Annotated in this window: 25 protein-coding genes; 10 read left to right on the plus strand and 15 right to left on the minus strand. The window is 56.5% G+C overall.

The features are described 5' to 3' along the window. Positions 1-2 precede the first annotated feature (2 nt). The 5 genes from murD to murB all read left to right on the plus strand — a co-directional run bounded on the left by murD (position 3) and on the right by murB (position 6,151). On the plus strand, positions 3-1,427 hold the full coding sequence (gene murD / locus RYZ27_RS01865) for a UDP-N-acetylmuramoyl-L-alanine--D-glutamate ligase (protein ID WP_406680663.1): 1,425 nt from the start codon (positions 3-5) through the stop codon (positions 1,425-1,427). A 6-nt stretch (positions 1,428-1,433) separates the two neighbouring features. Continuing rightward, the gene (locus RYZ27_RS01870; protein WP_406680664.1) at positions 1,434-2,567 is read left to right on the plus strand and encodes an FtsW/RodA/SpoVE family cell cycle protein; all 1,134 of its coding nucleotides are present in this window, start codon (positions 1,434-1,436) and stop codon (positions 2,565-2,567) included. Positions 2,568-2,695: 128 nt separating this feature from the next. Beyond that, positions 2,696-3,787 (plus strand): UDP-N-acetylglucosamine--N-acetylmuramyl-(pentapeptide) pyrophosphoryl-undecaprenol N-acetylglucosamine transferase, encoded by a 1,092-nt coding sequence (locus RYZ27_RS01875; protein ID WP_406680665.1) that lies wholly within the window; start codon positions 2,696-2,698, stop codon positions 3,785-3,787. Between the two features lie 22 nt (positions 3,788-3,809). After that, on the plus strand, positions 3,810-5,222 hold the full coding sequence (gene murC, locus RYZ27_RS01880; protein ID WP_406680666.1) for a UDP-N-acetylmuramate--L-alanine ligase: 1,413 nt from the start codon (positions 3,810-3,812) through the stop codon (positions 5,220-5,222). Continuing rightward, positions 5,219-6,151 carry a UDP-N-acetylmuramate dehydrogenase gene (murB, locus tag RYZ27_RS01885; protein WP_406680667.1) on the plus strand — a complete coding sequence of 311 codons (933 nt, stop codon included), beginning with the start codon at positions 5,219-5,221 and terminating at the stop codon, positions 6,149-6,151. Before murC ends, murB begins: the two co-directional genes overlap by 4 nt. Before the next feature lie 118 nt (positions 6,152-6,269). Here the strand turns inward: murB and msrA are convergent, their stop codons facing one another. From msrA to RYZ27_RS01910, 5 genes are all read right to left on the minus strand, one after another. Continuing rightward, positions 6,270-6,917, minus strand: coding sequence for a peptide-methionine (S)-S-oxide reductase MsrA (msrA, locus tag RYZ27_RS01890; protein WP_406680668.1), 648 nt, complete (start codon positions 6,915-6,917; stop codon positions 6,270-6,272). Between the two features lie 115 nt (positions 6,918-7,032). Further along, positions 7,033-7,785: a YebC/PmpR family DNA-binding transcriptional regulator gene (locus tag RYZ27_RS01895; protein WP_406680669.1), complete on the minus strand. Its 753-nt coding sequence runs from the start codon at positions 7,783-7,785 to the stop codon at positions 7,033-7,035. Between the two features lie 92 nt (positions 7,786-7,877). Continuing rightward, positions 7,878-8,609, minus strand: coding sequence for a DUF4328 domain-containing protein (locus RYZ27_RS01900; protein WP_406680670.1), 732 nt, complete (start codon positions 8,607-8,609; stop codon positions 7,878-7,880). Positions 8,610-8,674: 65 nt separating this feature from the next. Next, positions 8,675-9,490, minus strand: a complete 816-nt coding sequence (locus RYZ27_RS01905) for a YmdB family metallophosphoesterase (protein ID WP_406680671.1) — start codon at positions 9,488-9,490, stop codon at positions 8,675-8,677. A gap of 83 nt (positions 9,491-9,573) precedes the next feature. Then, positions 9,574-11,148, minus strand: a complete 1,575-nt coding sequence (locus RYZ27_RS01910; RefSeq protein WP_406680672.1) for a hypothetical protein — start codon at positions 11,146-11,148, stop codon at positions 9,574-9,576. Positions 11,149-11,244: 96 nt separating this feature from the next. Between RYZ27_RS01910 and RYZ27_RS01915 the strand changes: the two genes are divergently transcribed. Next, positions 11,245-11,934, plus strand: coding sequence for a M48 family metallopeptidase (locus RYZ27_RS01915; protein WP_406680673.1), 690 nt, complete (start codon positions 11,245-11,247; stop codon positions 11,932-11,934). Positions 11,935-11,937: 3 nt separating this feature from the next. On the opposite strand, the gene phaR is transcribed toward RYZ27_RS01915, so the two are convergent. Then, a complete protein-coding gene (phaR, locus tag RYZ27_RS01920; protein ID WP_406680674.1) occupies positions 11,938-12,525 on the minus strand; it encodes a polyhydroxyalkanoate synthesis repressor PhaR in 588 nt (195 codons plus the stop codon). Positions 12,526-12,705: 180 nt separating this feature from the next. Between phaR and phbB the strand changes: the two genes are divergently transcribed. Further along, a complete protein-coding gene (gene phbB, locus RYZ27_RS01925; protein WP_406680675.1) occupies positions 12,706-13,431 on the plus strand; it encodes an acetoacetyl-CoA reductase in 726 nt (241 codons plus the stop codon). A gap of 90 nt (positions 13,432-13,521) precedes the next feature. On the opposite strand, the gene RYZ27_RS01930 is transcribed toward phbB, so the two are convergent. The 3 genes from RYZ27_RS01930 to RYZ27_RS01940 all read right to left on the minus strand — a co-directional run bounded on the left by RYZ27_RS01930 (position 13,522) and on the right by RYZ27_RS01940 (position 15,919). Further along, entirely contained in the window at positions 13,522-13,674 is a 153-nt protein-coding gene (locus RYZ27_RS01930; RefSeq protein WP_406680676.1) for a hypothetical protein, read from the minus strand. A 47-nt stretch (positions 13,675-13,721) separates the two neighbouring features. Beyond that, entirely contained in the window at positions 13,722-14,426 is a 705-nt protein-coding gene (locus RYZ27_RS01935) for a Crp/Fnr family transcriptional regulator (RefSeq protein ID WP_406680677.1), read from the minus strand. A gap of 239 nt (positions 14,427-14,665) precedes the next feature. Next, complete coding sequence (locus RYZ27_RS01940) at positions 14,666-15,919, minus strand: MgtC/SapB family protein (protein ID WP_406680678.1); 1,254 nt, start codon at positions 15,917-15,919, stop codon at positions 14,666-14,668. A gap of 125 nt (positions 15,920-16,044) precedes the next feature. Between RYZ27_RS01940 and RYZ27_RS01945 the strand changes: the two genes are divergently transcribed. Continuing rightward, positions 16,045-16,554 carry a CC0125/CC1285 family lipoprotein gene (locus RYZ27_RS01945; RefSeq protein ID WP_406680679.1) on the plus strand — a complete coding sequence of 170 codons (510 nt, stop codon included), beginning with the start codon at positions 16,045-16,047 and terminating at the stop codon, positions 16,552-16,554. Positions 16,555-16,557: 3 nt separating this feature from the next. Beyond that, positions 16,558-16,935, plus strand: coding sequence for a c-type cytochrome (locus RYZ27_RS01950; protein ID WP_406680680.1), 378 nt, complete (start codon positions 16,558-16,560; stop codon positions 16,933-16,935). 9 nt (positions 16,936-16,944) lie between these two features. Here RYZ27_RS01950 and RYZ27_RS01955 read toward each other — a convergent pair whose 3' ends face one another. The 3 genes from RYZ27_RS01955 to RYZ27_RS01965 form a co-directional block, all read right to left on the minus strand. Continuing rightward, positions 16,945-18,522 (minus strand): TRAP transporter large permease subunit, encoded by a 1,578-nt coding sequence (locus RYZ27_RS01955; RefSeq protein ID WP_406680681.1) that lies wholly within the window; start codon positions 18,520-18,522, stop codon positions 16,945-16,947. After that, the gene (locus RYZ27_RS01960) at positions 18,522-19,178 is read right to left on the minus strand and encodes a TRAP transporter small permease subunit (protein ID WP_406680682.1); all 657 of its coding nucleotides are present in this window, start codon (positions 19,176-19,178) and stop codon (positions 18,522-18,524) included. The genes RYZ27_RS01955 and RYZ27_RS01960 overlap by 1 nt, the downstream gene beginning before the upstream one ends. A 266-nt stretch (positions 19,179-19,444) precedes the next feature. Next, the gene (locus RYZ27_RS01965) at positions 19,445-20,620 is read right to left on the minus strand and encodes a saccharopine dehydrogenase family protein (RefSeq protein ID WP_406680683.1); all 1,176 of its coding nucleotides are present in this window, start codon (positions 20,618-20,620) and stop codon (positions 19,445-19,447) included. 176 nt (positions 20,621-20,796) lie between these two features. Between RYZ27_RS01965 and RYZ27_RS01970 the strand changes: the two genes are divergently transcribed. Continuing rightward, positions 20,797-21,357, plus strand: a complete 561-nt coding sequence (locus RYZ27_RS01970; protein ID WP_406680684.1) for a hypothetical protein — start codon at positions 20,797-20,799, stop codon at positions 21,355-21,357. A gap of 9 nt (positions 21,358-21,366) precedes the next feature. On the opposite strand, the gene RYZ27_RS01975 is transcribed toward RYZ27_RS01970, so the two are convergent. The 3 genes from RYZ27_RS01975 to RYZ27_RS01985 form a co-directional block, all read right to left on the minus strand. After that, positions 21,367-21,894: an SRPBCC domain-containing protein gene (locus RYZ27_RS01975; RefSeq protein ID WP_406680685.1), complete on the minus strand. Its 528-nt coding sequence runs from the start codon at positions 21,892-21,894 to the stop codon at positions 21,367-21,369. Positions 21,895-21,897: 3 nt separating this feature from the next. Next, positions 21,898-22,254, minus strand: a complete 357-nt coding sequence (locus RYZ27_RS01980) for an ArsR/SmtB family transcription factor (protein ID WP_406680686.1) — start codon at positions 22,252-22,254, stop codon at positions 21,898-21,900. A gap of 138 nt (positions 22,255-22,392) precedes the next feature. Then, positions 22,393-24,492, minus strand: coding sequence for a TonB-dependent receptor (locus RYZ27_RS01985; RefSeq protein WP_406681749.1), 2,100 nt, complete (start codon positions 24,490-24,492; stop codon positions 22,393-22,395). Between the last annotated feature and the right edge of the window lie 257 nt (positions 24,493-24,749).

Below are 24,749 nucleotides of genomic sequence, written 5' to 3' on the forward strand. Positions count from 1 at the left end.
TTATGATCCCGATCACCGAATATGCCGGGCGCGATGTCGCCATTTACGGTCTGGGGCGCACCGGCTTGGCCGCTGCCAAAGCCCTGCAGGCTGGTGGCGCACGTGTGTTCGCGTGGGATGATGGGGATATGGCGCGGGCCACAGCTGAGGCGCAGGGCATCAATGTTACCGATCTGAACAAGCGGGACTGGCAGAAATTTGCCGCGCTCGTCCTCTCGCCGGGCATTCCGTTCAAATTCCCACAGCCGCATCGCCTTGTGCGCCTTGCGGAAACCATGGGCGTCCCGGTTGTTGGCGATACCGAACTGTTCGCCCGCGCGGTTCAGGCACTGCCGGAAAAGGGCCGCCCCAAAGTGATCGGGATTACCGGCACAAATGGCAAATCCACCACGACAGCTCTGATCGGTCATATCCTGAAAGAGGCGGGCATTGATGCCCGCGTCGGCGGCAATATCGGCACAGGCGTCTTGGACATGCAGCCGCTAAACGCCAATGCGGTCTATGTGCTGGAACTATCCTCTTATCAACTGGACCTGACCTCCAGCTTGAAATGTGATGTTGCGCTGTTCCTGAATATCTCGCCCGATCATTTGGATCGCCATGGCGGTATGGATGGCTATATCGCCGCCAAGAAACGGATTTTCCGCAATCAGGACGCGCGTGATGTTGCTGTGGTCGGGATTGATGACCCAGTGACCCAAAGCATCGCCATGGGCCGCAAGCGCCCCGGTGAAGCCCGCGTTGTGCCAATCTCGGCTGAGTTTGGTCTTGCTCGCGGTGTGAGCGCCGTTGGTGGCTATCTGCATGACAGTGTTGGTGGCCAGGCGCTTCGGGTTGGTGATCTTGCCATGGCCGATGCGCTGCCGGGACGCCATAACCACCAGAATGCTGCGGCCGCCTATGCCGCTTGCGCCGCGCTGGGCTTGTCGCCAGGCCGGATCATGGCGGGCATTCGCAGCTTCCCCGGCCTTGCCCACCGCATGGAGAAGGTTGGTGAGATTGACGGCATTCGCTTCATCAATGACAGCAAGGCCACTAACGCACAGGCCGCTGAGCAGGCGCTTAAGACCTTCCCGAAAGTCCACTGGATTGTCGGCGGCAAGTCCAAGGCCGAAGGCATTGCGCCGCTCGAACCTTTCTTTGACCGCGTTGAGACGGCTTACCTGATCGGCGAAAGCAGCGCTGACTTTGCCAAGACCTTGGACGGCAAGGTCAAGGTTCAGCAATGCGGCACGCTCGAAGCGGCGACCAGCGCGGCTTACGAAGAGGCCCGCAAAGCAGGCGATAGCGCGCCTGTTGTCTTGCTCTCGCCAGCCTGTGCCAGCTTTGATCAGTTCAAGGATTTTGAAGCGCGCGGTGATGCTTTCCGGGAGATTGTCAAACGCCTTGCCGGAGAGGCAGAGCCCCCAAAGGCCGCCACGGGGTAGGGCGCGATGGTTGAAGTTGCCCTGCGCCCCAAAACCCCTTTAGGCCATGCCTCGGTCTGGCAACGTGAAACCGACTGGCCCATTGTCATTGCCGCCTTTGCGCTGATTGGCGCAGGTTTGATGCTCTCGCTCGCCGCCGGGCCACCCGCCGCCAATCGTTTGGGCTATGAGGACCAGTTTTTCTTCGTCAAACGACAGGTTGGCTTTGCCGGATTGGCGGCGATAACCCTGCTTGGTGTCAGTACCCTCAACGCAGTCTGGGCCCGGCGACTTGCGGCTCTGGTCTTTGCTGGCAGTCTGGTTCTGCTCGCGACAATCCTGTTGGTGGGACATGAAGCAAAGGGCGCGCAGCGCTGGATACGCTTTGCCGGCTTCTCGCTTCAGCCTTCGGAGTTTGCCAAGCCTGCCTTGGTGGTGCTGACCGGATGGCTTCTGGCGCAGCGCCAGCTTTATCCCAATGGGCCATGGGCCGGGATTACGCTGGTCTTTTTCTGCGCCACGTTGGGTTTCCTGCTCCTGCAGCCCGATGTCGGGCAGGCGGCGCTGCTGACAGCGGCCTTTGTCGTGACGTTCTTTGTTTCGGGGCTGCCATTCCGGTGGGCGGTGATCTTTGCCGGGGGTGGGGCGGCGCTCTCAGGGTTGCTCTACGCGACCCTGCCGCATGTGCGTTTCCGGGTGAACAGTTTCATCAATCCGACCGCCTATGACACCTATCAGATCGACAAGGCGAGCGAGGCGATTGCCCGTGGCGGCCTGCTCGGGGTCGGCCCCGGTGAAGGGACGATCAAAACCTCTCTGCCCGACGCGCATACAGACTTCATCTATGCCGTGATGGGTGAGGAGTTCGGCTATATTGCTGCGGTCCTGCTGATCTTTGTCTTTGGCTTTATCGTCTGGCGCGGCCTACGCGCCGCCGCCCGTATCCATGACCCCTATCCGCGCGCCGCAGCATCCGGATTATTTGCGCTTTTCGGCCTTCAGGCTGCCATAAACATTGCGGTAAATGTCAGCCTGATCCCGCCAAAGGGCATGACATTGCCTTTCATCTCCTATGGCGGATCGAGCATGCTGGGGACAGCGCTGACGCTTGGTTTGGCGCTGGCATTGATCCGGCGCGAGAGAACGGTTTGGAAGGGCTGAGATGAATTTTATAATCGACCGAGGTCACCCACTCCCCCTGCCCAACCACCCCAAGGGTAGCCTCTGCGGGCGGTTGGGCAGGGGGAGTGGGTGGCTGCTGAACCCTGTTCAGCAATCAGGAGAGTTCCATGAATGACAAACCTCTCGTGGTGATCGGCGCAGGCGGTACAGGCGGGCACATGTTTCCGGCTGCAGCTTTTGCCGAAGAGATGCGCGCGCGCGGCTGGGCGGTCGGCCTGATCAGTGATGATCGTGGCTTGCGCTATGCCGAAACCTTTCCCGCTGACTGGAAACATGAAGTCAAAGCTTCCAGCCCGAACCTGCGCAAACCACTCGCTCTGCCTGGTGTCGCTCTGAAAATTCGTGATGGCGTCAATCAGGCCGCGCGAAAGTATAATGAGCAGCGCCCGGCACTCGTCGCGGGCTTTGGCGGCTATCCGGCCTATCCGGCGCTCAGTGCGGCGCGGCGCAAGCGTATCCCGATCATTATTCACGAACAGAACGCAGTTCTGGGCCGGGTGAACCGGGCCTTCGCCAAGAAAGCGGCTGTCGTGGCGTCTGGGTTTGAGCGGCTCGACCGCCTGCCTCGCGGGGCCAACCATGTCCCCATCGGTAACCCGGTTCGCGCCCCTATCGCGGCAATGCGCGATGCACCCTTTCCGGATACCGATGGCCCGTTGACGGTCTTCGTCACGGGCGGCTCACAAGGCGCCCGTATCCTTGGCGAGGCGATCCCGCTCGCCATCGCCAACCATATTCCTGCCCCGCTGCGCGCCCGCCTTAAGGTCGTTCAGCAGGTCCGCGAGGAACAGCTCGAAGAGGTCCGTACCCTCTATGACAAAGCCGGGGTTGAGGCAGAGCTACAGGCTTTCTTCTCCGATATGCCAGATCGCCTTGCAGCGGCTCACATGATCATTGCCCGCTCTGGCGCGGGGACGGTCAGCGAGATTGCCGCCATCGGGCGCCCATCCATCCTGATCCCGCTAAAGATCGCCATGGATGACCATCAGACCGCAAATGCTGAAGGCTTGGTCGATGCGGGTGCTGCCGACATGATGCTTGAGGATAATCTCTATCCAAACCTGCTCGGCCAGCTCCTTGCTGCACGCCTAGAGGATGGTGACGACCTGCGCGCCCGCGCTGCCGCTGCCAAGGGGCAGGGGAATATCAACGCGGCGCGAGACCTTGCTGATATGGCAGTAAAGATCGTAGCTGATTGAAACAAACTTAGAGATACCTCTTATGAAACCCTCCCCAACTCCGTTCCCGCTTGGCCCGGCCCATCTTGTTGGTATTGGCGGCATTGGCATGTCTGGCATTGCCGAGATCATGATGAATCTCGGTTATCAGGTTCAGGGCTCTGACATGCGCGAGAGCGACAATGTCAAACGCCTGCGAGAGAAGGGCGCGACCGTCCATATCGGCCATGTCGCAGAGAACGTGACAGGGACCAGCGCGGTGATCATTTCCAGCGCGATCAAGGATGATAATGTCGAGGTGCAGGCCGCCCGCGCCGCTGGTATTCCGGTGGTCCGCCGCGCTGATATGCTGGCCGAGATCATTCGCCTGAAATGGACGGTTGCGGTTGCCGGAACCCATGGCAAGACGACCACCACCACGATGCTGGCCGCGTTGCTTGATGGGGCCGGGATTGATCCGACCGTGATCAATGGCGGTATCATCAATGCCTATGGCTCAAACGCCAAAGCCGGGGACGGGGACTGGATCGTACTGGAGGCTGACGAGTCCGACGGCACCTTCATGAAAATCCGTCCGACCATTGCCGTTGTGACCAATATGGACCCTGAGCATATGGAGCATTACGGCTCCATGGAGGCCCTGCGCGCCGCGTTTGATACCTATGTCGGCAATATCCCTTTCTATGGCTTCGGCGTGCTGTGCACCGACCACCCGGAAGTTGCGGCAATGGTCGCGCGGGTCTCTGATCGCCGCATCATCACCTATGGCTATAACCGCCAGGCCGATGTCCGCGCAGTGGACCTGACACCTTCCCCGGATGGGGTGACGTTCAAGGTGATGATCCAGGGGCGCGGCGTCAGCGCAGAACGGATCATCGAGGATGTCTTCCTGCCTATGGCCGGGGAACATAACGTTTCCAACGCGCTGGCGGCGATTTCCGTTGCGGTTGAGCTGGGCGCCACTAATGAGCAAATCCGCGATAGCTTTAAGGGCTTTGGCGGGGTCAAACGTCGCTTTACCCCGGTCGGGGAATGGAACGGCGTTCGCGTCATTGATGATTATGCCCACCACCCGGTTGAGATCACGGCCTGCCTGAAAGCCGCTCGCGCTATTCAGGGGCAGGGCCGGGTGATCGCGGTTTCCCAGCCCCACCGCTACTCCCGCCTCAACGACCTGTTTGAAGATTTCGCGCAATGCTACCGCGAGGCCGACATCGCCATCATTACGCCGGTCTATGCCGCTGGAGAGGCCCCGCGGGAAGGCGTGAATGAGCAGGCTCTCGTTACCAGTATGCAGGGCCACGGCCATAAAGGCGCGCAAGTGCTTGAAGACCTTGAGGCGCTGCCCGCCCTGATCAAAGACATCGCCCAGCCGGGCGATATGGTTGTCTGCATGGGCGCGGGCAGTATTTCAGCCCATGCCAATGCTTTGGTTGGGAAGCTGAGCAACGCATGACCGATTGGCGTGACACACTTCCGGAGGTGCGCGGCAAGCTTCTCCGCGATGCACCGCTTGCGCCCTACACGTGGTTCCGTGTCGGCGGCGCGGCGGATGCGCTTTTCCTGCCTGCCGATGAGGATGATCTCGCTGACCTGCTCAAGGCTTTGCCAGACGATGTTCCTGCCACTGTGCTTGGGGTGGGCTCCAACACGATTGTCCGTGATGGCGGCATTGAAGGGGTCGTGATCCGCCTGATGGGCGGCTATTGGGGGCAGATTGAGGTGCAAGACGACGGCGAAGTGCTTGCCCGATCTGGTGCGCTTGATCTCTCTGTCGCTCGGGCTGCGGCCAAGGCGGGCGTTTCAGGCTTGTCTTTCCTGTCCGGCATTCCCGGTTCCATGGGCGGCGCCATCCGCACCAATGCAGGCTGTTATGGCCGTGAGCTGAGCGATGTTGTCAGCGCGGTTGAGGGCGTTAATCGGCGCGGCGAAAAAGTTGTTCGCCTGCGCAATCAGATCCATTTCAACTATCGCCACACTGATTTCCCGGACGAGATTATCGTCACGCGCCTGCACCTGATCGGACAGCCTGGCGGTGATCCGGATGCGCTGGCCCAGGAGATTGCCGAGCATCAGGCCAAACGGGCCGATACTCAGCCGATCAAGGACAAGACAGGCGGCTCGACGTTTGCCAATCCCGATCCACCCGGCACCCCGAACCAACGCTCAAGCTGGAAGCTGATTGATGCAGCAGGCTGCCGCGGCCTGCGCGTCGGCGGGGCACAGGTTAGCGAGAAGCATTGTAACTTCCTGATCAATACGGGTGAGGCCACTGCGGCTGACATTGAAGCGCTCGGTGAGCTGGTCCGCGCGCGTGTGCTGGCCCATTCCGGTGTTGACCTGCGCTGGGAAATCCGCCGGATCGGGCGCTTGCAGGCTCAATAAAGTCCTTGTGCCGACGTCTCTTCATCCTAAGCTTGTCGAAGGGCCCAACCGCCCGCAGGGCTACCCTTGGGGCGGTGGGGACGGGGACGTCGGCACAGCTAAAAATCAGACTCAAGCTCTACTTTTTGGCTTTGCCGCTCCACAGCTCTTTAACCCGCTTATCGCGGCCACAGCCCTGCCGATAGAAATTATAGCGTACGGCATTTTTCAGGTAATAATCCTGATGATAGCCCTCGGCATCATAGAAGGCGACCTCATCCCGCACCTTGGTCACGACCGGTGCAGGCAGGATGTTGCTGGCATCAATCTCTGCGATTTCAGCCTCGACGATGGCGCGCTCTTCATCGCCATCAACAAAAACAGCCGTCGTATAGCTGTTGCCGCGATCACAGAACTGGCCGCCCGCATCGACCGGATCGATATGGCGGAAGAAGTATGAGACCAGTTCGGCATACTCGACCTTGGCCGGGTCATAGATCACTTTAACCGCTTCGAGATGCCCTTGCTTTGTATGAGTCTTATAGGTCGGGTCCGTCGTATCCCCGCCTGTATAGCCAGAGATGGTCTCTTCCACGCCGTCGACTTTGTCGAAATCGCTCTCAACGCACCAGAAACACCCGCCTGCAAAAATCGCGCTTTCCAGCGTTACCGCCGTTTGCACCTGTACTTTCGGGTCATTCTCAGCGCCGGCATTCATAAAGAAAGTCGCAAGCGTGGCTGCGCCTCCGGCAAGAACGGCAATCAGGGTGGTCTGGGAGAGTTTCATCGGTTTGGCTCAAGTCTATGCGTCGGGGATACCGATCATATGCGAGCGGTGATCCGTAAAAGCGAGATTACGTTTCATTTATCACGCGAATTTGTACAGCTCGTGAGCGTAAAGCCTACCCGGCGAGGCGTTCCATTTCTTCAGCCGACAGCTCTGAATTGTCGTAAACATTCTGAACGTCATCAAGCTCATCCAAGAGGTCGAGTAATTTCATCAGCTTATCAGCATCATCGCCTGCAATGGGGACAGTATTGCTGGGTTTCCAGATCAGCTTGACCGATTTGGGCTCAACTTCGCCAAACTGGCCTTCCAGAGCCCCGGCAACGGTCATTAGCTCTTCACGTTCGGTATAGATGAAGTGACCATTCTCGTCTGACTCGACATCAGTTGCCCCCGCATCCAGCGCTGCCATCATCACGGTCTCTTCGTCACCAGCTTCAGCGGCAAATTCAATCGCGCCAACATTTTCAAAACCGAAGGAGACAGAGCCGGTTTCGCCAAGGTTTCCACCATTCTTGGAGAATGTGGTGCGGATTTCGCTGGCGGCGCGATTCTTATTGTCGGTGGAGGCTTCGATAATGATGCCAACCCCGCCGGGGCCAAAACCTTCATAGCGCTGTTCAACATAATCATCGCCACCACCGCCCTGGCCCTTCTCAACCGCGCGTTTGATATTGTCCTTGGGCATGGACTGGCCGCGCGCATTGGCAATTGCCAGACGCAGGCGCGGGTTCCCGTCAGGGTCGGGGCCGCCCAGCTTTGAAGCAATGGTGATTTCCTTGGACAGGCGGGAAAACAGAACCGCACGTTTCTTGTCCTGGGCACCTTTGCGGTGCTGAATATTTGCCCATTTACTATGGCCGGCCATGGGGGCTCCTGTCTGGCGTCATTACACTAGACGCCCGCCATAGCGCAGCTCGCCACGCTTTTCAAAGGGGCAGGTGTGACAGAGATAAATCCCTAATCAAAAACCGTCATCATGCCGCCGTGCTTGAAGGCTTCCTGACGGTCCACGACACGCCGCAACAGGCGTAGGAGCAGATAAGCAGATGCAACTCCAAACAGAGATGAAGCAACATCCAACCCGAATGTCGTTGAGGAATAGTCTTCGCCATTGAAGCCACCTGATAAGCGCATACTGATATTGGCGGTGACGTTTGAGACTAGCCAGAAAGTCCACCATAAAGGAATTGGTGAGTTTGCAGCGGATTTTTCACCCATTGCAGCATAAGTGCCGTGATAAATCTGGCTCATCCCTTCGGCTGGTTTCCAGAGATTGGCGAATGGGATGAAATACCACCCTACAGCCCAAGCGGGTGACATTTCAGCCTTTTTACTACCGATTGTATGTAGGTTCCGCATAGTTCGATAGGTCACTCGCGACACCATGACGTAGCAGAACATCAGTGACGTGAATTGCAGTATGGCAATCGCTGCTATCGCGAGGTCGAACTGAGTAAGTACTTCATAGCTAACTGGTGCAACGGTATCTGGAAGATAAAGCCATAGGAGAAATGCAGAAGCGATACCCATGAGTAGTTCTGCCGCCATATAGATTTTTAAAGCCCCCGCGAGCCATTTGAACAGGCTTTTAGCGCTACGGGGGCCATTAGGGTATGCGTGTTTTGGAACGACCGCATGTGGTTCATTAGGTTCAGTTCCGCGTGCAGCTTCTTGGGATGTGTCTGACATTTTTGATTAAAGTCCCCCTCAACGCATACTGAAAGCTTAAATCAGAAGGACATGCAAGCGGTATTCTATTGTGTTTTTGAAAGCCGCCCACCAACCCGGATCGGCTCAACTTTAATCGCCAATCCAGTGCTATCATCGGTCTCGACGAACAGGCCACACAGCGTGCCTTCGCCGAGCGCTGGTTCGTAGCGTTTATTGGGGAGTTGCGTGACAAAGCGGGCGAGCGAATTGTCTTTCTGCATGCCAATAACGCTATCATAATCCCCGCACATGCCAGCATCGGATTGATAAGCGGTGCCGCCTGAGAGAATCATATGGTCGGCGGTCGGGACATGGGTATGGCTGCCAACAACCATGCTGGCGCGGCCATCGCAAAAATGCCCCATAGCCATTTTCTCGCTCGTGGCTTCGCAATGCATGTCGACGATGACAGCATCGGCGACCATGCCAAGCGGCATCTCTTCCAAAGCCTTGTCGACGGCACCAAACGGGTTTTCCAGAAGCTGCTTCATGAACACCACGCCTTGAGCCTGAATAACGCCAACCCGGCGGCCATCCGGCAGGACGTAAAGCGCGCTTCCCTTGCCGGGGGCATAGCTGCCTTGAGGGTAGTTTACCGGACGGAGCAATCGGGATTCGCGTTCGATATAGGTTAGCGCCTCACGCTGGTCCCAAGCATGGTCACCAAGGGTCAAACAGTCAGCCCCGGCGCCAAAGAATTCTTCGGCAATGGCTTCGGTCAGGCCAAAACCGCCCGCGGCATTCTCTGCATTGATCACGACAAAGTCGAGTTCAAGTGCACGTCGAACCTCTGGCAGGTGGTCGACCACCGCCTGGCGTCCGGGCTTACCGACGACATCTCCGAAAAAAGCAAGTTTCATGAGCCTGATATGCCACTCTGTGGGCAAAAGAAAAGGCGCAGCTCTCATCAAGCTGCGCCTTCTGTCTGAGATAAGGCTTATATCTAGTCGGCTTTAGCGGTAAAGCCGAGGCTTTCCTTGGTGTAAGCTGATGGGTCCGGGTTGGTCATCACTTCAACCAGGGAGATAGGCTCATTAGGGTCGAGCGTAAGTGTTAAAGTACCTGGATTGGCAATGAATTTGGACAGAGCGCCAGTAACCTCTGTCACCAATGCCATATCAGCGCCAGTTCCCTGTGCCATCATCGGCGCCATGCCGAGACCCATAGCAATCTGGCTCTTCATCTGCTCAGGGTCCTGACCCTGTGAGGTCGCAATCGCATTCAGGCCGCGATTAACCAGGCCATCATCATCAATCTTGATGGTCAGGTCATAGAAGGTCAAAGCGCCGAGGGCTTCGTTAAAGGCATTTGGATCGGGCTCACCACCTGCGGCGAGGGTTTCGAAATCCATGGCGTCGCCAGCTTTCTTTGAATACTCGCTGATACCGCCAATCTTGCCGCCCATCGCGAAGCGCGCGCCTTTTTCAACTTCAAAATAGCTGTTCTTGGCGTCAAACGACATGATGTCCTGATCCGGATCATAGTCAGCAACGCTTTCGCCTTTGATGACCAGATTCTCATAGCCCATAATGCTCAGGCCTTGCAGCAGTCCAGCGCCACCTTCGCCGCCCTCTGGATCGGCATCAACGGTCACTGTGTAAGGCTGGGTAACGTATTTGATCGGCTGTCCGGCGGCATTACGCTCGATAAAGCTGTCCATGGAGGCCATGGCCACTTTCGCGCCAGCAATATCCAGATTCAGATCTTTAATGGAAAAGGCATCATAGCCCGGCTCCATCGGATTATCATAGACCGCATCCATCAGCGCGCCCATCATGGCATCTTCATCGCCAACATTCTCTTGAATGGCTTTGACGTATTTCGCATCAACATTGGTCAGCTTCATTTCGCCAAGCGAAGCAGAAAAGGCCATGTCTTCAGCCGGATCAACACCGTTCAGGTTGATGCCAGAAATCAGAAAGCGTGCCGCTTTCAGGTCCGCCATGTCGCGGATTTCAATCTTGCTCAGAGAAAATGAGCCATCCATGTCAGGGTCTTCAATATCGGCGCTGATATCGCTGATGGACCAGGAGCCGAAAGAAACATTCTCAACCGCCGGGAAAGGCACTTCCTGACCGTTCAGGCTTGCGGCCATCCAGGCTGCGAGTTCAGGGGAAGGATTGATCAGCTCAATATTGCCGATCATCACTTGCCCAGCTTCGCCTTCCGGGGCCGTGATGGCGATATCGTCAATGCTCATCTTGCCAAAGATCGCTGTGTCACCGGCCATATCCAGGCCTTCAAACGTCATCGCGCCAATGGTCATCTCGTCGGCATTTTTAATGCCGATATCGGTGAAGGTCGCATTGTCACCATCAGTGGTGCTCTCACCAAATGTCAGGACGCTCGTCGCGCCGCCATCCAACGCCATCGCGGCCAACGCGTCTCCAGCTTTCGCAGGATCGCCGTCGCGGACAACGAGTTCTGAAAGTTTCTGGTCTGGCGCAGACGGTTTATCACCGCCATTACAACCGGCTAAAAGAGCAAGCGCCGCGGCGCCAATCATTAGGTTCTTCATTTTCCATTCCCCTGGCTAAGCGAGTCTACTTATGGTGAAGGTGTGACTGTGTCGAGACAACATTTAATGATAAACGATAAGAAAAACAAGATTTCTGTGAAAACGCGTTCCGGGTGTGACATTCCTGTCAGACTGGAAGTGAACCCACGCGCGCGTCGGTTGATCTTGCGGATCGATGAGAAAACCCGGGAGGGTGTTGCGGTCTCACCAAACAAACGCAATCTGGCGGAAGTGGTCCGTTTTGCGCAGGAACGGGCGGACTGGCTTGAGGCGCATCTGGGTGCGTTGCCAGAGCATGTGGCCCTGGCCCCCGGAGGTCGGTTCATGCTGCGCGGCCAAAGCTGTGAGATCACATTGGAAGGGCAGGGACGCATGGCCTACCTTGGGGCAGGAGAGCCTCAGACTTTGCATGTCCCCGGTCTGGAAGAAACGGCAGGGCGGCGGGTCCTGCGTTTCCTCAAGGCGGAGGCCAAGAGTGATCTGACCCGCGCCGTAAACACTTACTGTGCGGCGCTTGGCGTATCAGCGCGCCGCGTGACCATTAAAGATACACGCTCGCGTTGGGGGTCGTGTACCTCAGACGGACGCCTGGCGTTTAGCTGGCGGCTGATCATGGCGCCATCAGAGGTGCTCGATTATGTGGCTGCGCATGAGTGCGCGCATCTGCTGGAGATGAACCACAGTCCAGCCTTTTGGGCCCATGTTGAAACCTGTCGTCCGACCTGGAAGCGCGAGCGCAATTGGTTGCGCCAGAATGGGCGCAATCTGCATGCGGTTCAGGTTTAGGTCCTAGTCTTTTCCAGCCAGCGCATCGAGTTGAGCCTGCATGGCTTCCATCTGCGCGCGCAACAGCGACATTGGGTCGTCAGCGTCTGGCGCGGCCTTCTCGGTTTTTCTGGTCTTGGCCGATTTCGCGTTCGGCATGGTTGGCGTGAACATTTTCATGGCATTGTCGAACATCGCCATATTGGCCTTGGCTTGCTGCTCGAACAGGCCAAATGGGCTTGCCATGCCGCCGGTCATCGCCTTGCCCCAACGGTCGCGGCTTTCGGCAAAACTGTTCATGCTCATTTCCAGCCAGGCGGGCAGCAGGGAGTTTGCCCCCTGCCCACCATAAAACCCGATGAGCTGGCGCAGGAAGTTCACAGGCAGGGCACCTTCGCCCTTCGTTTCCTTCTCGAAAATGATCTGGGTCAGGACTTGCCGTGTCAGATCTTCCCCGGTCTTGGCATCGCGCACTTCGAAATCGACTTCGCGCCGCACAAGTTCAGACAGGTGATCAAGCGTCACATAAGAGGATGTCGACGTGTCATAAAGGCGACGGTTCGCGTACTTCTTGATGATCACCGTATCATCGCCTTTGCCCGATTTGGCCATGACTATTCCTTTCAACGTTGCGGTAAGCCGCAAAACTGTTCCAATTCGCAAACGGAGTGTGGCACAAGATACCATACTTCCAAAGTCTGCTTTCCCCCATAGCTGTAACATGCTTCAATCAGATTGAGCAGATGCAGCAAAATTAAAATGCTGCGCAACATTTTTTTCCGGGAGGATGATATGAGCCGTACAGCATTGGTCACAGGTGGGACACGCGGAATTGGCCGCGCGATCAGCGTGTATTTAAAGGAAAAGGGCTACAATGTTGCTGCCAATTATGGGGGCAATGAAGAGGCCGCGAAACTGTGTGAGCAGGAAACCGGCGTTAAGTGTTACAAGTTTGATGTGTCTGACTATGACGCGGTTGGCGCAGGTATTGCGGCCATCGAATCTGACCTTGGCCCGATTGATGTGGTCGTGAACAATGCCGGGATCACCTGGGACGGGCCGTTCCACAAAATGTCCAAGGAACAGTGGGATAAAGTCATCGATGTTGATCTGAACTCGGCGTTCAATGTCACTCGTCAGGTCTGGGAGGGCATGCGTGAACGCGGCTTTGGGCGCGTGATCAATATTTCCTCGATCAACGGTCAGAAAGGTCAGTTCGGACAGGCCAACTATTCAGCCGCTAAAGCTGGCCTCATCGGCTTGACCAAGGCACTGGCCCAGGAAGGGGCCAAGAAGGGCATCACCGTGAATGTTGTCTGTCCGGGCTATATCGACACGGAAATGGTCCGTGCCGTACCGGAGAAAGTCCTTGAAAGTATCATCGCGACCATTCCCGTCGGCCGCCTTGGCAAAGCCGAAGAGATTGCTTCCATGTGTGGTTATCTCGCCAGCGATGAGGCCGCTTTCATCAATGGTGCAACCATGACGGTGAATGGCTCTCAATATATCGCCGGATAGAATGATCACGCTTCCTTCCCTTGGCGCGGGCCGGTGCTGAGGGAGGTCTCTGAAGCGCAGCCACTGAACCCAGCCCGATAAACGCGCGGCTTAGCCCTCGTTTTGAGCCATAGCCTCAACCACCAGAATGGGGGTTTCTAGTGGTGCGCCCGTTCCATCATCACGATGGGCTGTGAAGACATTGATATCGTAGCGTTCAAACGGGTCAGAGGTGACATCAGCGGCTGCAATCTTGTCTGACATCTTTGTCTCCCGCTGTGATGCGGTGTTGGTGGGCCTCCTGACGCGGATCAGGCAGCCAGAGAGTCCGCGTCTTCAACTTCCCCGGCCAGCGCGAGCAGACGATGCATGTTCAGTATACGGAATGTGTTTGGTTGCGGTAGGTCAATGACGTTGGAGCGCTTGAGCTTGTTCATCATACGACTGACAGTTTCGAGCGTCAGGCCAAGATAGTCGGCAATATCGCTACGGCTCATCTGAATGGTCGTAAACCCGGTCGATGGCTCATGAAACCGCTCTTTGAGGAAGATCAGGAAGCTCGCCGTGCGCTCCATGGCGCACTTACGGCCCAGCAACAGGGCTTGCTCATGTGCATCCTGCAACATCTTGCTGATCAGGGTGAAGACCGAGCGTCTGAACCCGGCCTGCTCTTGCAGACGGCGATCAAAGGCTGCGCGTGGAACAAACAAGGCCTCAACCTCTGTCAGGGCTTCGGCGCTGATATCGTGACGGTCTGCAAATGTCATGGCCAGAAAATCACCGGCGGAGGCAAAACTCTGAATCTGACGGCGGCCATCCGCCATGACTTTGTAGAGGATTACTGTGCCAGAAAGAATCTCATAAACACCGCGCGGGACATCCCCTTGAAAGAATAAATGCTCATTCTGATCAAACCGCAGCGCATTGCGATGGCTCTGGTCTTCATTATCTAGGGATACGCGCTGGGATAGCGCTACAGATGGATGAGAATGGGGTATAGGGATGATCGTATTCATGGTCACAATTGCCTCCTTGTGGTCTCGCGCGGGCCCCTTCCCCTTTCTTGGGCCTCATATGAACGGCGGACCTGGTGTTTCGCACTTCGGAGAATCCCCTATGCGGCAATTACGTACGCTCAACTTGACAGACTTTAAGGCGCGCGCCTTTTCCTGCGGTGGCATCGGGCTTCTCGCCCTTCTTGAGGCATTCTGGTGTTGTGGCGTGGGGCCGGAGATCAACCAAAGGAACTAGGGGATTATATCCAGTAGGCAGAAAGGCTGAGCCCGCCACAGGTGCTCAGGATCAAGGCGAGGGCGAAGCATCGCCGCCCAAAAGCCCCGCCGCCAGTAGTCGCCGCGACCACACCTTTGAACAGTGTATTTGCAAGAGCAGCGAGGACCAGTGCAATCGAGGCGACGGGGATTTCGACATCACGCCCGACCATTTGGGTGAGGGATAGCGAGATCGCCTCAATATCCACAGCGCCGGCAAGAATGGCGACAGCATATAAGCCAACCTCGCCAAATAGATCAGCTCCGGCTTTGGAGGCAAACAGGCCAGCTGTAAGCAAGATCGTAAAGAAGGCAGCAGATTTCAGATCGAGCGGGTTTGACAGGCTGATCGCCGGGGCTGAGGTCGAAGTACCGCGGCGGTAATAGTACACGGCTGCGGCAATGCAGATCACGATCATCAGGCTAAAAGATAGCGCGATTGAAGGCAGCATGACCGGGGCCAGAATGGTGACAATAATCACCGTGCGTATGAGCATGATCGCCCAGGCAATCGCGACCCCGCCAATCATGACATCCATCCCGACCGAATCCTGTCGGACCAGACGGGCAAAAGCCAGAGTTGCTGCGGTGGAGGAGACCAGCCCACCAGAAATCGCCAACAGGATAGAGCCGCGCCGCCGTCCAAACCAGGCCATGCCAATATATCCGGCAAAGCCTAGCCCGCTAATCAGGATCACCATCAGCCAGATGGTCCTCGGATTGAATGCGTCATACGGACCGTACGCCTGATTGGGCAGGACCGGCAGAACCACAATCGAGATCAGCAGCCAGTATAGAAAGGCATTCAGTTCTTTCTCCTCAATCCGGTTGAGCAAGCCATGGAGTGGGGTGCGTAGCCATAGCAGGAAGGTCGTGGCGACCCCGGCAATCGCCGCAAACTGGGTGTTGCCGCTGACAGCGATGGCACCCAGAGCATAGGCAATTAGCGCGGCCACCATCGTGGTTACGCTGACCTCTCTGGTTGCATCAATGCGCGCTTCAAAACCTTCACGCAGCAAAACAGCCAGCCCGATAAAGCCGGCGGCAAGCACAAAGCCTGTGCCGTTATCAATCATCATGGCAAGGCCACCGAGCAGGCCAATCAGGCCAATTGTACGAAACCCGGCCACTCGTGTGCCATCGGCGTCGCTGCGGTCTTTCCAGCCACGTTCCAGGCCGATCAGCAGGCCTACGGCGAGGGCAACGGCAAGTTCCATAAGGGGATAGGTTTCCAGCATTCTCTTATCCTACAACCGCCCAGCATTTCGTATTTTTCACGAAGGTTTTTGACTTCCATCAAGGCACGCTGCCTTTGCGTCCTTCAGAAACAGTGATGACTGTATCGCAAAACAGGAGACTGACTGTGAAATACGCTCTACTCGGTGCCGCGTTGGGCCTCGGTCTTGCCGGATGCGCGACGGCTCCGATCTATCAACCTGTCAACGGCTCAAGTTTTGGCTATTCAGATCAGAAGATCGAAGAGACCCGCTATCAGGTCTCTTACAATGGCAGCACATCAACCCCGCGCGCGACGGTTGAGAATTTCCTGCTTTACCGCATGGCGGAGATTACGCTGGATACCGAGCATGATTACTTCCGCGTGTTGGATTCAGATACCGAATGCCATACCAAATATGTCGGCACCAATGATGGCCAGCCATGTACCTATCACCGCAATTACGGCACGCGTTTCCCGTATTATGGCTATGGTTACTATTGCGATCCGTTCACCTCGGTTTATGAGTCCAAACGCTATGAGGCGATTGCCTATATGAGCGTGCATAAGGGCGATAAACCTGCTGATGATCCTTATGCATTTGACGCGCGCGCAGTATCGAGCAACCTTGCTGCGCAGATTAATCGGGGGCCGTAAGCGATGATCCGACGGATAGATATTTCAATGCTGGTTTCAGGGGGAGTCATGATGGCCTTTCTGGCGGGCTGTGATGGGGCGGTCTCAGGACCACAGGGCAGTCCCAGCCCCGGCGCGACAACCACGATTTCGGGCCTGGAAATTGCCCAGCGTGAATGTGCCGCCTGCCACGCGATTGGCCGGGATGGCGATAGCCCGCATGTCGATGCTCTGGAGTTCCGCAAGTTCTCACGCTTCTATCCCGTCGACCACCTGGCGGAGGCGCTGGCCGAAGGCATCTATGTCGGGCACCCGGATATGCCAGTCTTCCGGTTTGAGCCCGATGAGGTCGAAGCGCTGATCGATTATATTGAGTCCATTCAGGATCCGCTTCCGACTTAAGACATCTTTCTAACTTACGAAAGCAGGCAACCAGGTGGCTAGAGCCGGAATGGCGGCGACCAGAGCAATCATGGTCAGCTGCAGGCCAATGAATGGGATCGCGCCTTTCCAGATATCCATCGTCTCCACACCTTCCGGCGCTGCGCCGCGCAGATAGAATAGGGCAAATCCAAAGGGCGGGGTCAGGAAGCTGGTCTGCAGGTTCAGCGCCATCAGGATGGCGAGCCAGACCGGGTCCGCGCCCAGAATGATCAGCGGCGGGGCAACAATCGGCACGACGACAAACACGATCTCGATAAAGTCGAGGAAGAAGCCGAGGATGAACATGACCAGCATGGTTATGGCCAATGCACCCCACAGACCGCCGGGAATCGCGGTCAGAAGCGCTTCAACATAATGCTCCCCGCCATAGGCGCGGAAGACCAGTGCGAACAGGCTGGCCCCGATCAGGATCAGGAAGACCATACTGGTCATATGCACCCCAGCCGTCAGCGCCGCACCGAACTGTTGCGCCCGAACCAGAACGCGTACCGATGATAGCAGCCCCCCAAGGACAATCAGGCATAGCGCTATGGCAAAGCCAATCCCAACCCAGTCACCTGTTGGTATGACTTCCCGGCTGAGCCGCAGATCCATGACATTGCTCAGCGTTAGCAGCAGCAAGATGCTGACAAAGGCACCAATAATGCTCGACCAGTCCCCCGCGCGGCCATGCTCGGGTGCAAGGCGTAAACCTGCGAGCAAGAGCGCGCCGCCTGCCCCAATCGCGGAGGCTTCGGTCGGTGAGGCAAGCCCGCCAAGGATCGAGCCGAGCACTGCAAAGATCAGCAATAGGGGTGCACCAAGGCTGCGCGTGACATCCCAAAGCGTTAGCGGCTCGATATCTTCATCCAGAGTGACTGCCGGGCTGGCGCTCGGGCGAAGGATGGCGGTGATAATGAGATAAAGCAGGTAAAGCCCGACCAACATCAGGCCGGGCAGTAGCGCCCCCGCAAACAGGTCCCCAACCGAGACAACCCCGGCGCCTTGACCCGAGCGCATCGCGGCGGACTGGTTGGCATTCGACACGGCATCGGCCAGCAGGATGAGCACAATGCTCGGCGGAATGATCTGCCCCAGTGTGCCAGACGCCGCGATGGTTCCGGTCGCAAGTTTTGGATCATAGCCCTGGCGTAGCATGGTCGGCAGCGCAATCAGCGTCATCGTGATCACAGTCGCCCCAACGATCCCGGTTGAGGCGGCTAGCAGCGCGCCGACCAGCACGACCGCGTAACCGAGTCCCCCGCGCAGTCCGGCAAGCAAGCGGCTGGCCGTATGGAGCAGATCATCTGCGACCTTGGAGCGTTCAAGGATCACCCCCATCAATACAAATAGTGGGACGGCGATCAGCACCTGATTTTCCATAGAGCCAAGGATACGGCTCGGCAGATTACGCAATATAGGTAGCGGGATCAGGTCGAGCGAAACCCCGATAATCCCGAAAATCAGGGCCACACCGCCGAGCGTTAGGGCAACCGGATAGCCCGCCAGCAGAGCCAGAATAGCGGTCGCAAACATACCAATGGCGAGGATAAGTTCCAGTTCCATCACATCGCCCCCTCATGTTCATGGCCGCTTTCCTCAAACCCTTGCAACCCTCGCAGGGACATGGCCGCCTTTATGGCCTGACTGATGGCTTGTCCGATGAGCAGGATCGCAAATAGGGGCACCATGGTCTTGAACAGGTATTTGATCGGCAGGCCATCACTTTCATTGAACGTTTCCAGCCCGGCCCATGAGCGGGCAATCATCCCTGACCCGGCATAGAGGATCAGGACGCCAATCGGGATAATGAAAACAAGCGCGCCAAGGAGTTCAATCATGGCGCGGACGTGCGGGCTGAAATTCGGGCGCAGAATGTCGACCCGGACATGTCGATCATCGCGCAGTGTGGCCGCCGCACCGAGCATGAACATCATGGCGAAGCTGAAGATCACACTGTCATTCAGCCAGCTAAAGCTCAGGCCAAAGACATAGCGCATTAGGACAGCCCCAAGCTGGATCAGGATAATCGCAAAAGCTGCCGTCACAGCCAAAGCCATGGCCACCCCGCTGATCCGATCAACCACGCCAGAAACAAACCGACCCGGTCGTTCCATTTGGGTCGGTACTATCAGGATGAGCAGCGGGAGCAGGGCAAGCGGAGACAGCGCATATCCAAGATAGCGCAGCCCCGTGCCGGTAAAGTCAACGAAATCAGCCATTTGAGAGGCTTAGAGCGAAATGGCGGGAAGGAGAAGGCCTGATCCATAGGGCGCATGGTGCGCAGCGATAGATAATTCTCCTTTTCTGACCCCTAACTCACGCTCCCCACGGCTTGCCCGTGGGGTCCATCTCCAGCTCTATCTGTTTGAAAGGGAGGTAGCATTCATCTCATCCCGGCCGATGCTTTGGTGATGGATTGCACGGTCAAGCCGTGCAAAGCGCCATGGAGAAGCCGGTTTTGTGGGGGGTGAACGCTGAGCGTCTCCTAGCTTTCGACCTCAAAGGTCAGGCCAGCCTTTTCCGTGAGCCGTTTGACCAGATGCCCGCCCATGGCTGGGGCCGGGGTCCAGATACCGCCCGGTGTGCCGGTATTATCCTGAACAAGGCAAATCGCGCTTTCGGCGAGCATTTTCGAGGTCGAGCCATAGCCCGGATCCTTGTCCCCAGTCACGCCAGTAACAACCACGCCGCCATCAGTCGCCTTGCCGTAGAACATAACGTCATAGAAGCCGTTCTCACGCTCTTCCTTGGTCGGGCCTTCGCCCGGCGCTGGGCCATCGCCGCCCATCATATTCGTGCTGGCAACGCCCTCGGCTGTAGCCTTGCCCTGATCGCCCGGTCCGGTCAGCATCATCTCGTCATAGACGAAATCCTTGCCATAGGCGTGTCCCATGAGTGCGTTGGAACGGTGCACATTTTTGGTGTTGATCGAAGCCATGATGAAGGGCGCAGACCAGCTGCCAATGTCCTCATCTTCTACTGGGGCCATGCCATGGGGCTGCTCCGGGCCTTCAAACCCCATGGTCAGGGCGAACGGGTTTTGCAGGACTTTTATCAGGCTTGGATCACGCTGGACCGAAGCCATGGTTTCCTTGAAGCTCGCAAATGTCCCGCCAGAGAACGTGCCCTGCATCTTGCGGACGCGGCCCTTGATCCGTGGCACGGGGCCACCGAGTTTCTCTTTCGCCGCTTCCTGCGTGAACCAGACGCCGAGATCGAACGGGATTGAATCAAAGCCGCAAGAGAAGACGATGCGTGCACCGCTCTCCTGCGCCTTGCCCTCATACTTGCCGATCATTTCATGCATCCATGCGGGCTCGCCACACAGGTCGACATAATCTGTCCCGGCCTCGACACAGGCGGCCACTACAGGCTCACCATAGAGCTGGTAGGGGCCAACCGTTGTGGCAATCGCGCCGGCGCGCTGCGCCATGGCTTTGAGGCTTTCTGGGTCATTGGCATCAGCGACGACGAGCGGCGTATCGGCGGGTGCGCCAATCTCATCGCGAACGGCAGCGAGTTTCTCGGCGCTGCGCCCGGCCATTGCCCATTTCAGGTCACCGCCAACGCCATATTCCTTGGCGAGATATTCGGCGACCAAACGGCCCGTATAGCCTGTTGAACCATAGACAATGACATCAAATTCCCGACCAGTTGCCATGAGAACCTCCTATTTTCTTAAGGAGCAATCTGTCTGAGATTGCCAACAAAGCAAGGGCTAACGCAGCGGCGTGAGTTCCTAAACGTCTGATAAATCTGCACGTGACAGAAACGTTATGTGGCATTCATGCCACAGATGCGTATAGTAACCCAAGAAGTAGAGTCGAAGGTTTCCTTATGATCCGCGTTCTGACCCTTGCCGCTATAGTGGCTGTTACCCCTGTTACCCTCGCTGCGTTTGGCGATGAAGATGGGCTTGTCCGTCTTCCCGGGCAGGGCGAGTTGCGGGACAAAGCAGATCGCGAGCGGGCAGGGGCAGATCGTCTAAAGCCCGGCGGCGGTCTGTTTGTGAGTTTCGATGAGGACACAGACGGTACGATCACTTTGGAAGAAGTCCGCGCTGCGATTCCAGCCGCTTTTGCTGCGGCCGACAAGAATGGTGATGGCAATCTCTCTGCGCTTGAGCAGAAAGACTGGGCCACCTCACTACCGACCCGCGATGATAGCCTTGCCAATCCTGCGAGGTTCGATCCCAATCTTGACCGCCGGGTTGATCTGGCAGAATTCACAGCGGTCATCGAAAGCCTGCACACCGACTACCTCAATGAGGAGACCGGCCTCTTGCAACTCGCCGACCTCAAAGCCCCCAAAGAGCGCAAGACAAGGCGGGAGCGTCAGGCCTCCAACATGCTCGAGCAACGCGCCGAAGAACAGCGCCGCCGCACCGAGCGACGTTAGGGGTCACCCTTATAAAGGCCAGTGCTCGATGCGTTGCTGCTTCTTGGCAAACAGAGCGATAACCGGGGCCATCACGCCAACCATTTTGCCACTGAAAGCAGGCTTGCCATTTTCGGCCAGCGCCTTGAGGTTCTGAGCAATAAAGCCCTGCGCGCCCAGCATTTCCTTGTGCAGCTTACTGCCTTCGATGGCATTTTCGATGATCAGATCAAATTCCGTACCACCATCTTTTTCCCGCAGCTCATAGGTGACCGTGCAGGGATCATCATCCAGATTGGTCATCTTGAATGTGTGGCTGTAGCGATAGGGTGGTTCAAAGGCGAGAACCTGTCCAACCACCATGGCAATCTTGCGGTTGGGGTGAACCATGCGCATGTTGGCGCCCGGTTTCAGGCCATCCCTGGTGTCGCAAATGCTGCCAAAAAAGAACGGCAACGGCTTGTCCGTGGCCACCAGAATGGACCAGACGGTCTCTACCGGGGCTTCAATAAAGGTGCGGTGAATGGACTTCTCGGCATAAGTCGGGGTTTCGGTCATCGGTCAGGCCTCCTTTGATTTGGAATTGGCTTTGGCTGCGTGTTCAGCGGCGTGTTTGATCAGGCTCATCCGGTCGGCCCAATAGGCGCTATAGGTATCGAGCCAGCGCTCGTGGATGGCCTGGATCGGCATCGCATTCAGGTATAGTCGCCTGGTCCGTCCATCTTTTTCGCTGATGATCAGTCCGGCATCTTCGAGGACTTTAAGATGGTTCATGATCGCGATGCGGCTGACGTCAAACCCCTTGGCCAGTTCGCCTACAGCCTGTCCTGGCTGATCACGCACCAGATCCAGAATCCGTCGCCGCGTTTGATGAGCGAGCGCATGAAAGACGTGATCCATATCATCATTTGTAATCATGTAATTACATAATTACATTTTGGCGAAAGAGTCAAGCACAGTCTGGGGTGACATTTATTCGAGGTAGCGATTTGCCTACAAAAAGGGCCACGGCGCTTGGCAAAGCGTCATGGCCCTTCCTGAATTTAGCGCAATCTCTTAGAAGCGACCGCTAATCGTAAAGCGCGCGTTCAGCGGGGCACCGACAGTGGCCTGATGTGTGCTGTGCGCATCCGGGAAGTAGACCTCATCCGTCAGGTTTTCGATATTCACCTGTAGTCGTAGTCTCTCAGACACGTCGTAATAGGCGGCTGCATCCACGCGGGTATAGCTCGGCAGGATTGCAGTATTCCCATTATCGATGAAGCTCTCGTCCTGATAGGTCACGCCAAGACCGACGCCGAACTCATTGGTCACCTCATATGTGTTCCACAGCGAGAACATGTTCTCTGGCAGTTCGCGTGGGCGCAGGTCACTGCCAGCCTGCTCGCCGTCGAGATAGCTGTAGCCAGCGGAAATGAACCAGCGATCGCTGACCTGACCTTGGACCTGAGCTTCAAAACCGGAAATCTCAGATTCGATAAACACCTGACGTTCCCCGCCACTGGTATCTTCAATCTGAGGGGCGCGCTCTTCGATCTGGAAAATCGCTGTCGTCAGGCTGAGCCCGTCGATAAAGTCCCATTTCAGGCCGGCTTCGAGATTGGTGTATTCGCTTGGGTCGAGGCGATTGTCATCACCGCTAATGTCGGAATACTGCTCGCCGCTCGCAGGCAGGAAGGATTCGCTATAGCTCGCATAGAGTGAGATATTTTCCTGAGGTTTGTACACCAGTCCAAAGCGTGGCGAAATCTCTTCATCGGTGCGGCTGCGATTGCGATCTTCGAGAAGCGTATTTGGGTCCAGATCATCAACTTCAATATCAAAGCTATCGAAGCGCGCGCCGATGATCAGGTCGAGCTTGTCCGAAATCTCAATCTCATCCTGAATGTAGGCTGAGAAGACGGTAAGGTCGGCTTCTGTGTCATCGTTCAGGTCGGTGAACTGGACGGTTGTTGGGGTGCCATTATTGTCAACGCCAATACCGTTACGCAGGTTCAGCGGACGCTCAATCGTGAAAAACTCCACATCATCCGCGGACACAGACCACTCAGGATTGAAGCGGTCATTGTCATTTGCGCTGTCGATATACTCAATGCCCGTGACAATAGTATGGTTGAAACCACCAGCACTGAACTCCCCGATCAGATCACCCGACAGAATCAGGCTTTGGCGTTGGGTCGTGTCAATATAGCCATCAAGGCCAACCCGTAGCGGGTCATCTTCAGGGTTATAGAAAGATGCATAGAAGTTCGAATAGACCTTGTCATAGTCACCATAAAAGGTGCTGAAACGGCCTTTCAGGTTTTCACTGAACTGATGTTGCACCATGGCGCGCAGCAGGTGCGCTTCAAGCTCATGATAGTTTAGATCGGGATCGCCGAAGACAATATCCTCAAATGCTTCAACGGGGCGTCCAGGGTTTGCAAGCGTGCCTCGATTGCTGCCATTGGCCGTTGGGATGCCGCGATCAATGAAACGTTCATGATCGATATATTCATAAGACAGGTCGAGTGTTGTCGACGGGCTCAACTCGAACTTGGCGGTTGGGTTGATACCGATCCGCTCGCCATCATAAAAGTCACGATGGTTTTCGAGGCTTTCATACATCGCATTGATGCGGAAAGCAGATGTGTCATTGGTTGAGATATTGCTGTCGATCTGGAAGCCAAATTCGCCAAACGTATCGACGCTGGCCTGATAACCGGTGAAGGTTTCGCCAATCACACCCTTTTTGGTCACGCGGTTAAGGATACCACCCGTGCCGCCACGTCCAAACAGAAGCGCGTTTGGCCCGCGCAGGATTTCAATCTGCTCCAGATTGTAAAGCGGGCGATAATACTGAACATCGTCGCGGACCCCATCGATAAAGAAGTCGGCGGTAGAGCGCACACCGCGGAACACGACAGCGTCCCGGTGGCCTTCACCTTGAGAGGTGTTTACGCCGGGCGTGTAATTGATGATATCACCAATGCTGTTGAAGCCCTGCTGCTGGATCTGGTCCGCAGTAATGATGGAAAGGCTTTGCGGGACATCGATGATCGGTGTTGGCGATTTCAGGGCGTTGACCTGATCAGCATACAGGTATTGTCCAACCACGACGATTTCATCTTGTATAGAAACTGCGTCTTCCGTGGATTCGCTTGATGGATCCGCCATTGCGACCGGCATGGTCAAAAGCAGGGAGAGCGCGGCTGTGCCGAGCAGGCGGGACGATAGGTTTTTCATGGGAGGACCCCTTCCGGTTCATGACGGGAGGGGTTTATAAGAATGAGAATGAATATCAATCTTATAATACATGCTGCATACAGGAAGTGTTCAAGTGATGCAGGTTTGCCACTCAGGATATACCCGTAATGGCCGGGGCGCTCTGGCTGAACCGCGATGAGACAGGCTCATTGCCTGCTGCCCTCTAC

The organism is Hyphomonas sp. FCG-A18, assembly GCF_045287255.1.
In the GTDB taxonomy this organism is placed as follows: Bacteria; Pseudomonadota; Alphaproteobacteria; order Caulobacterales; family Hyphomonadaceae; genus Henriciella.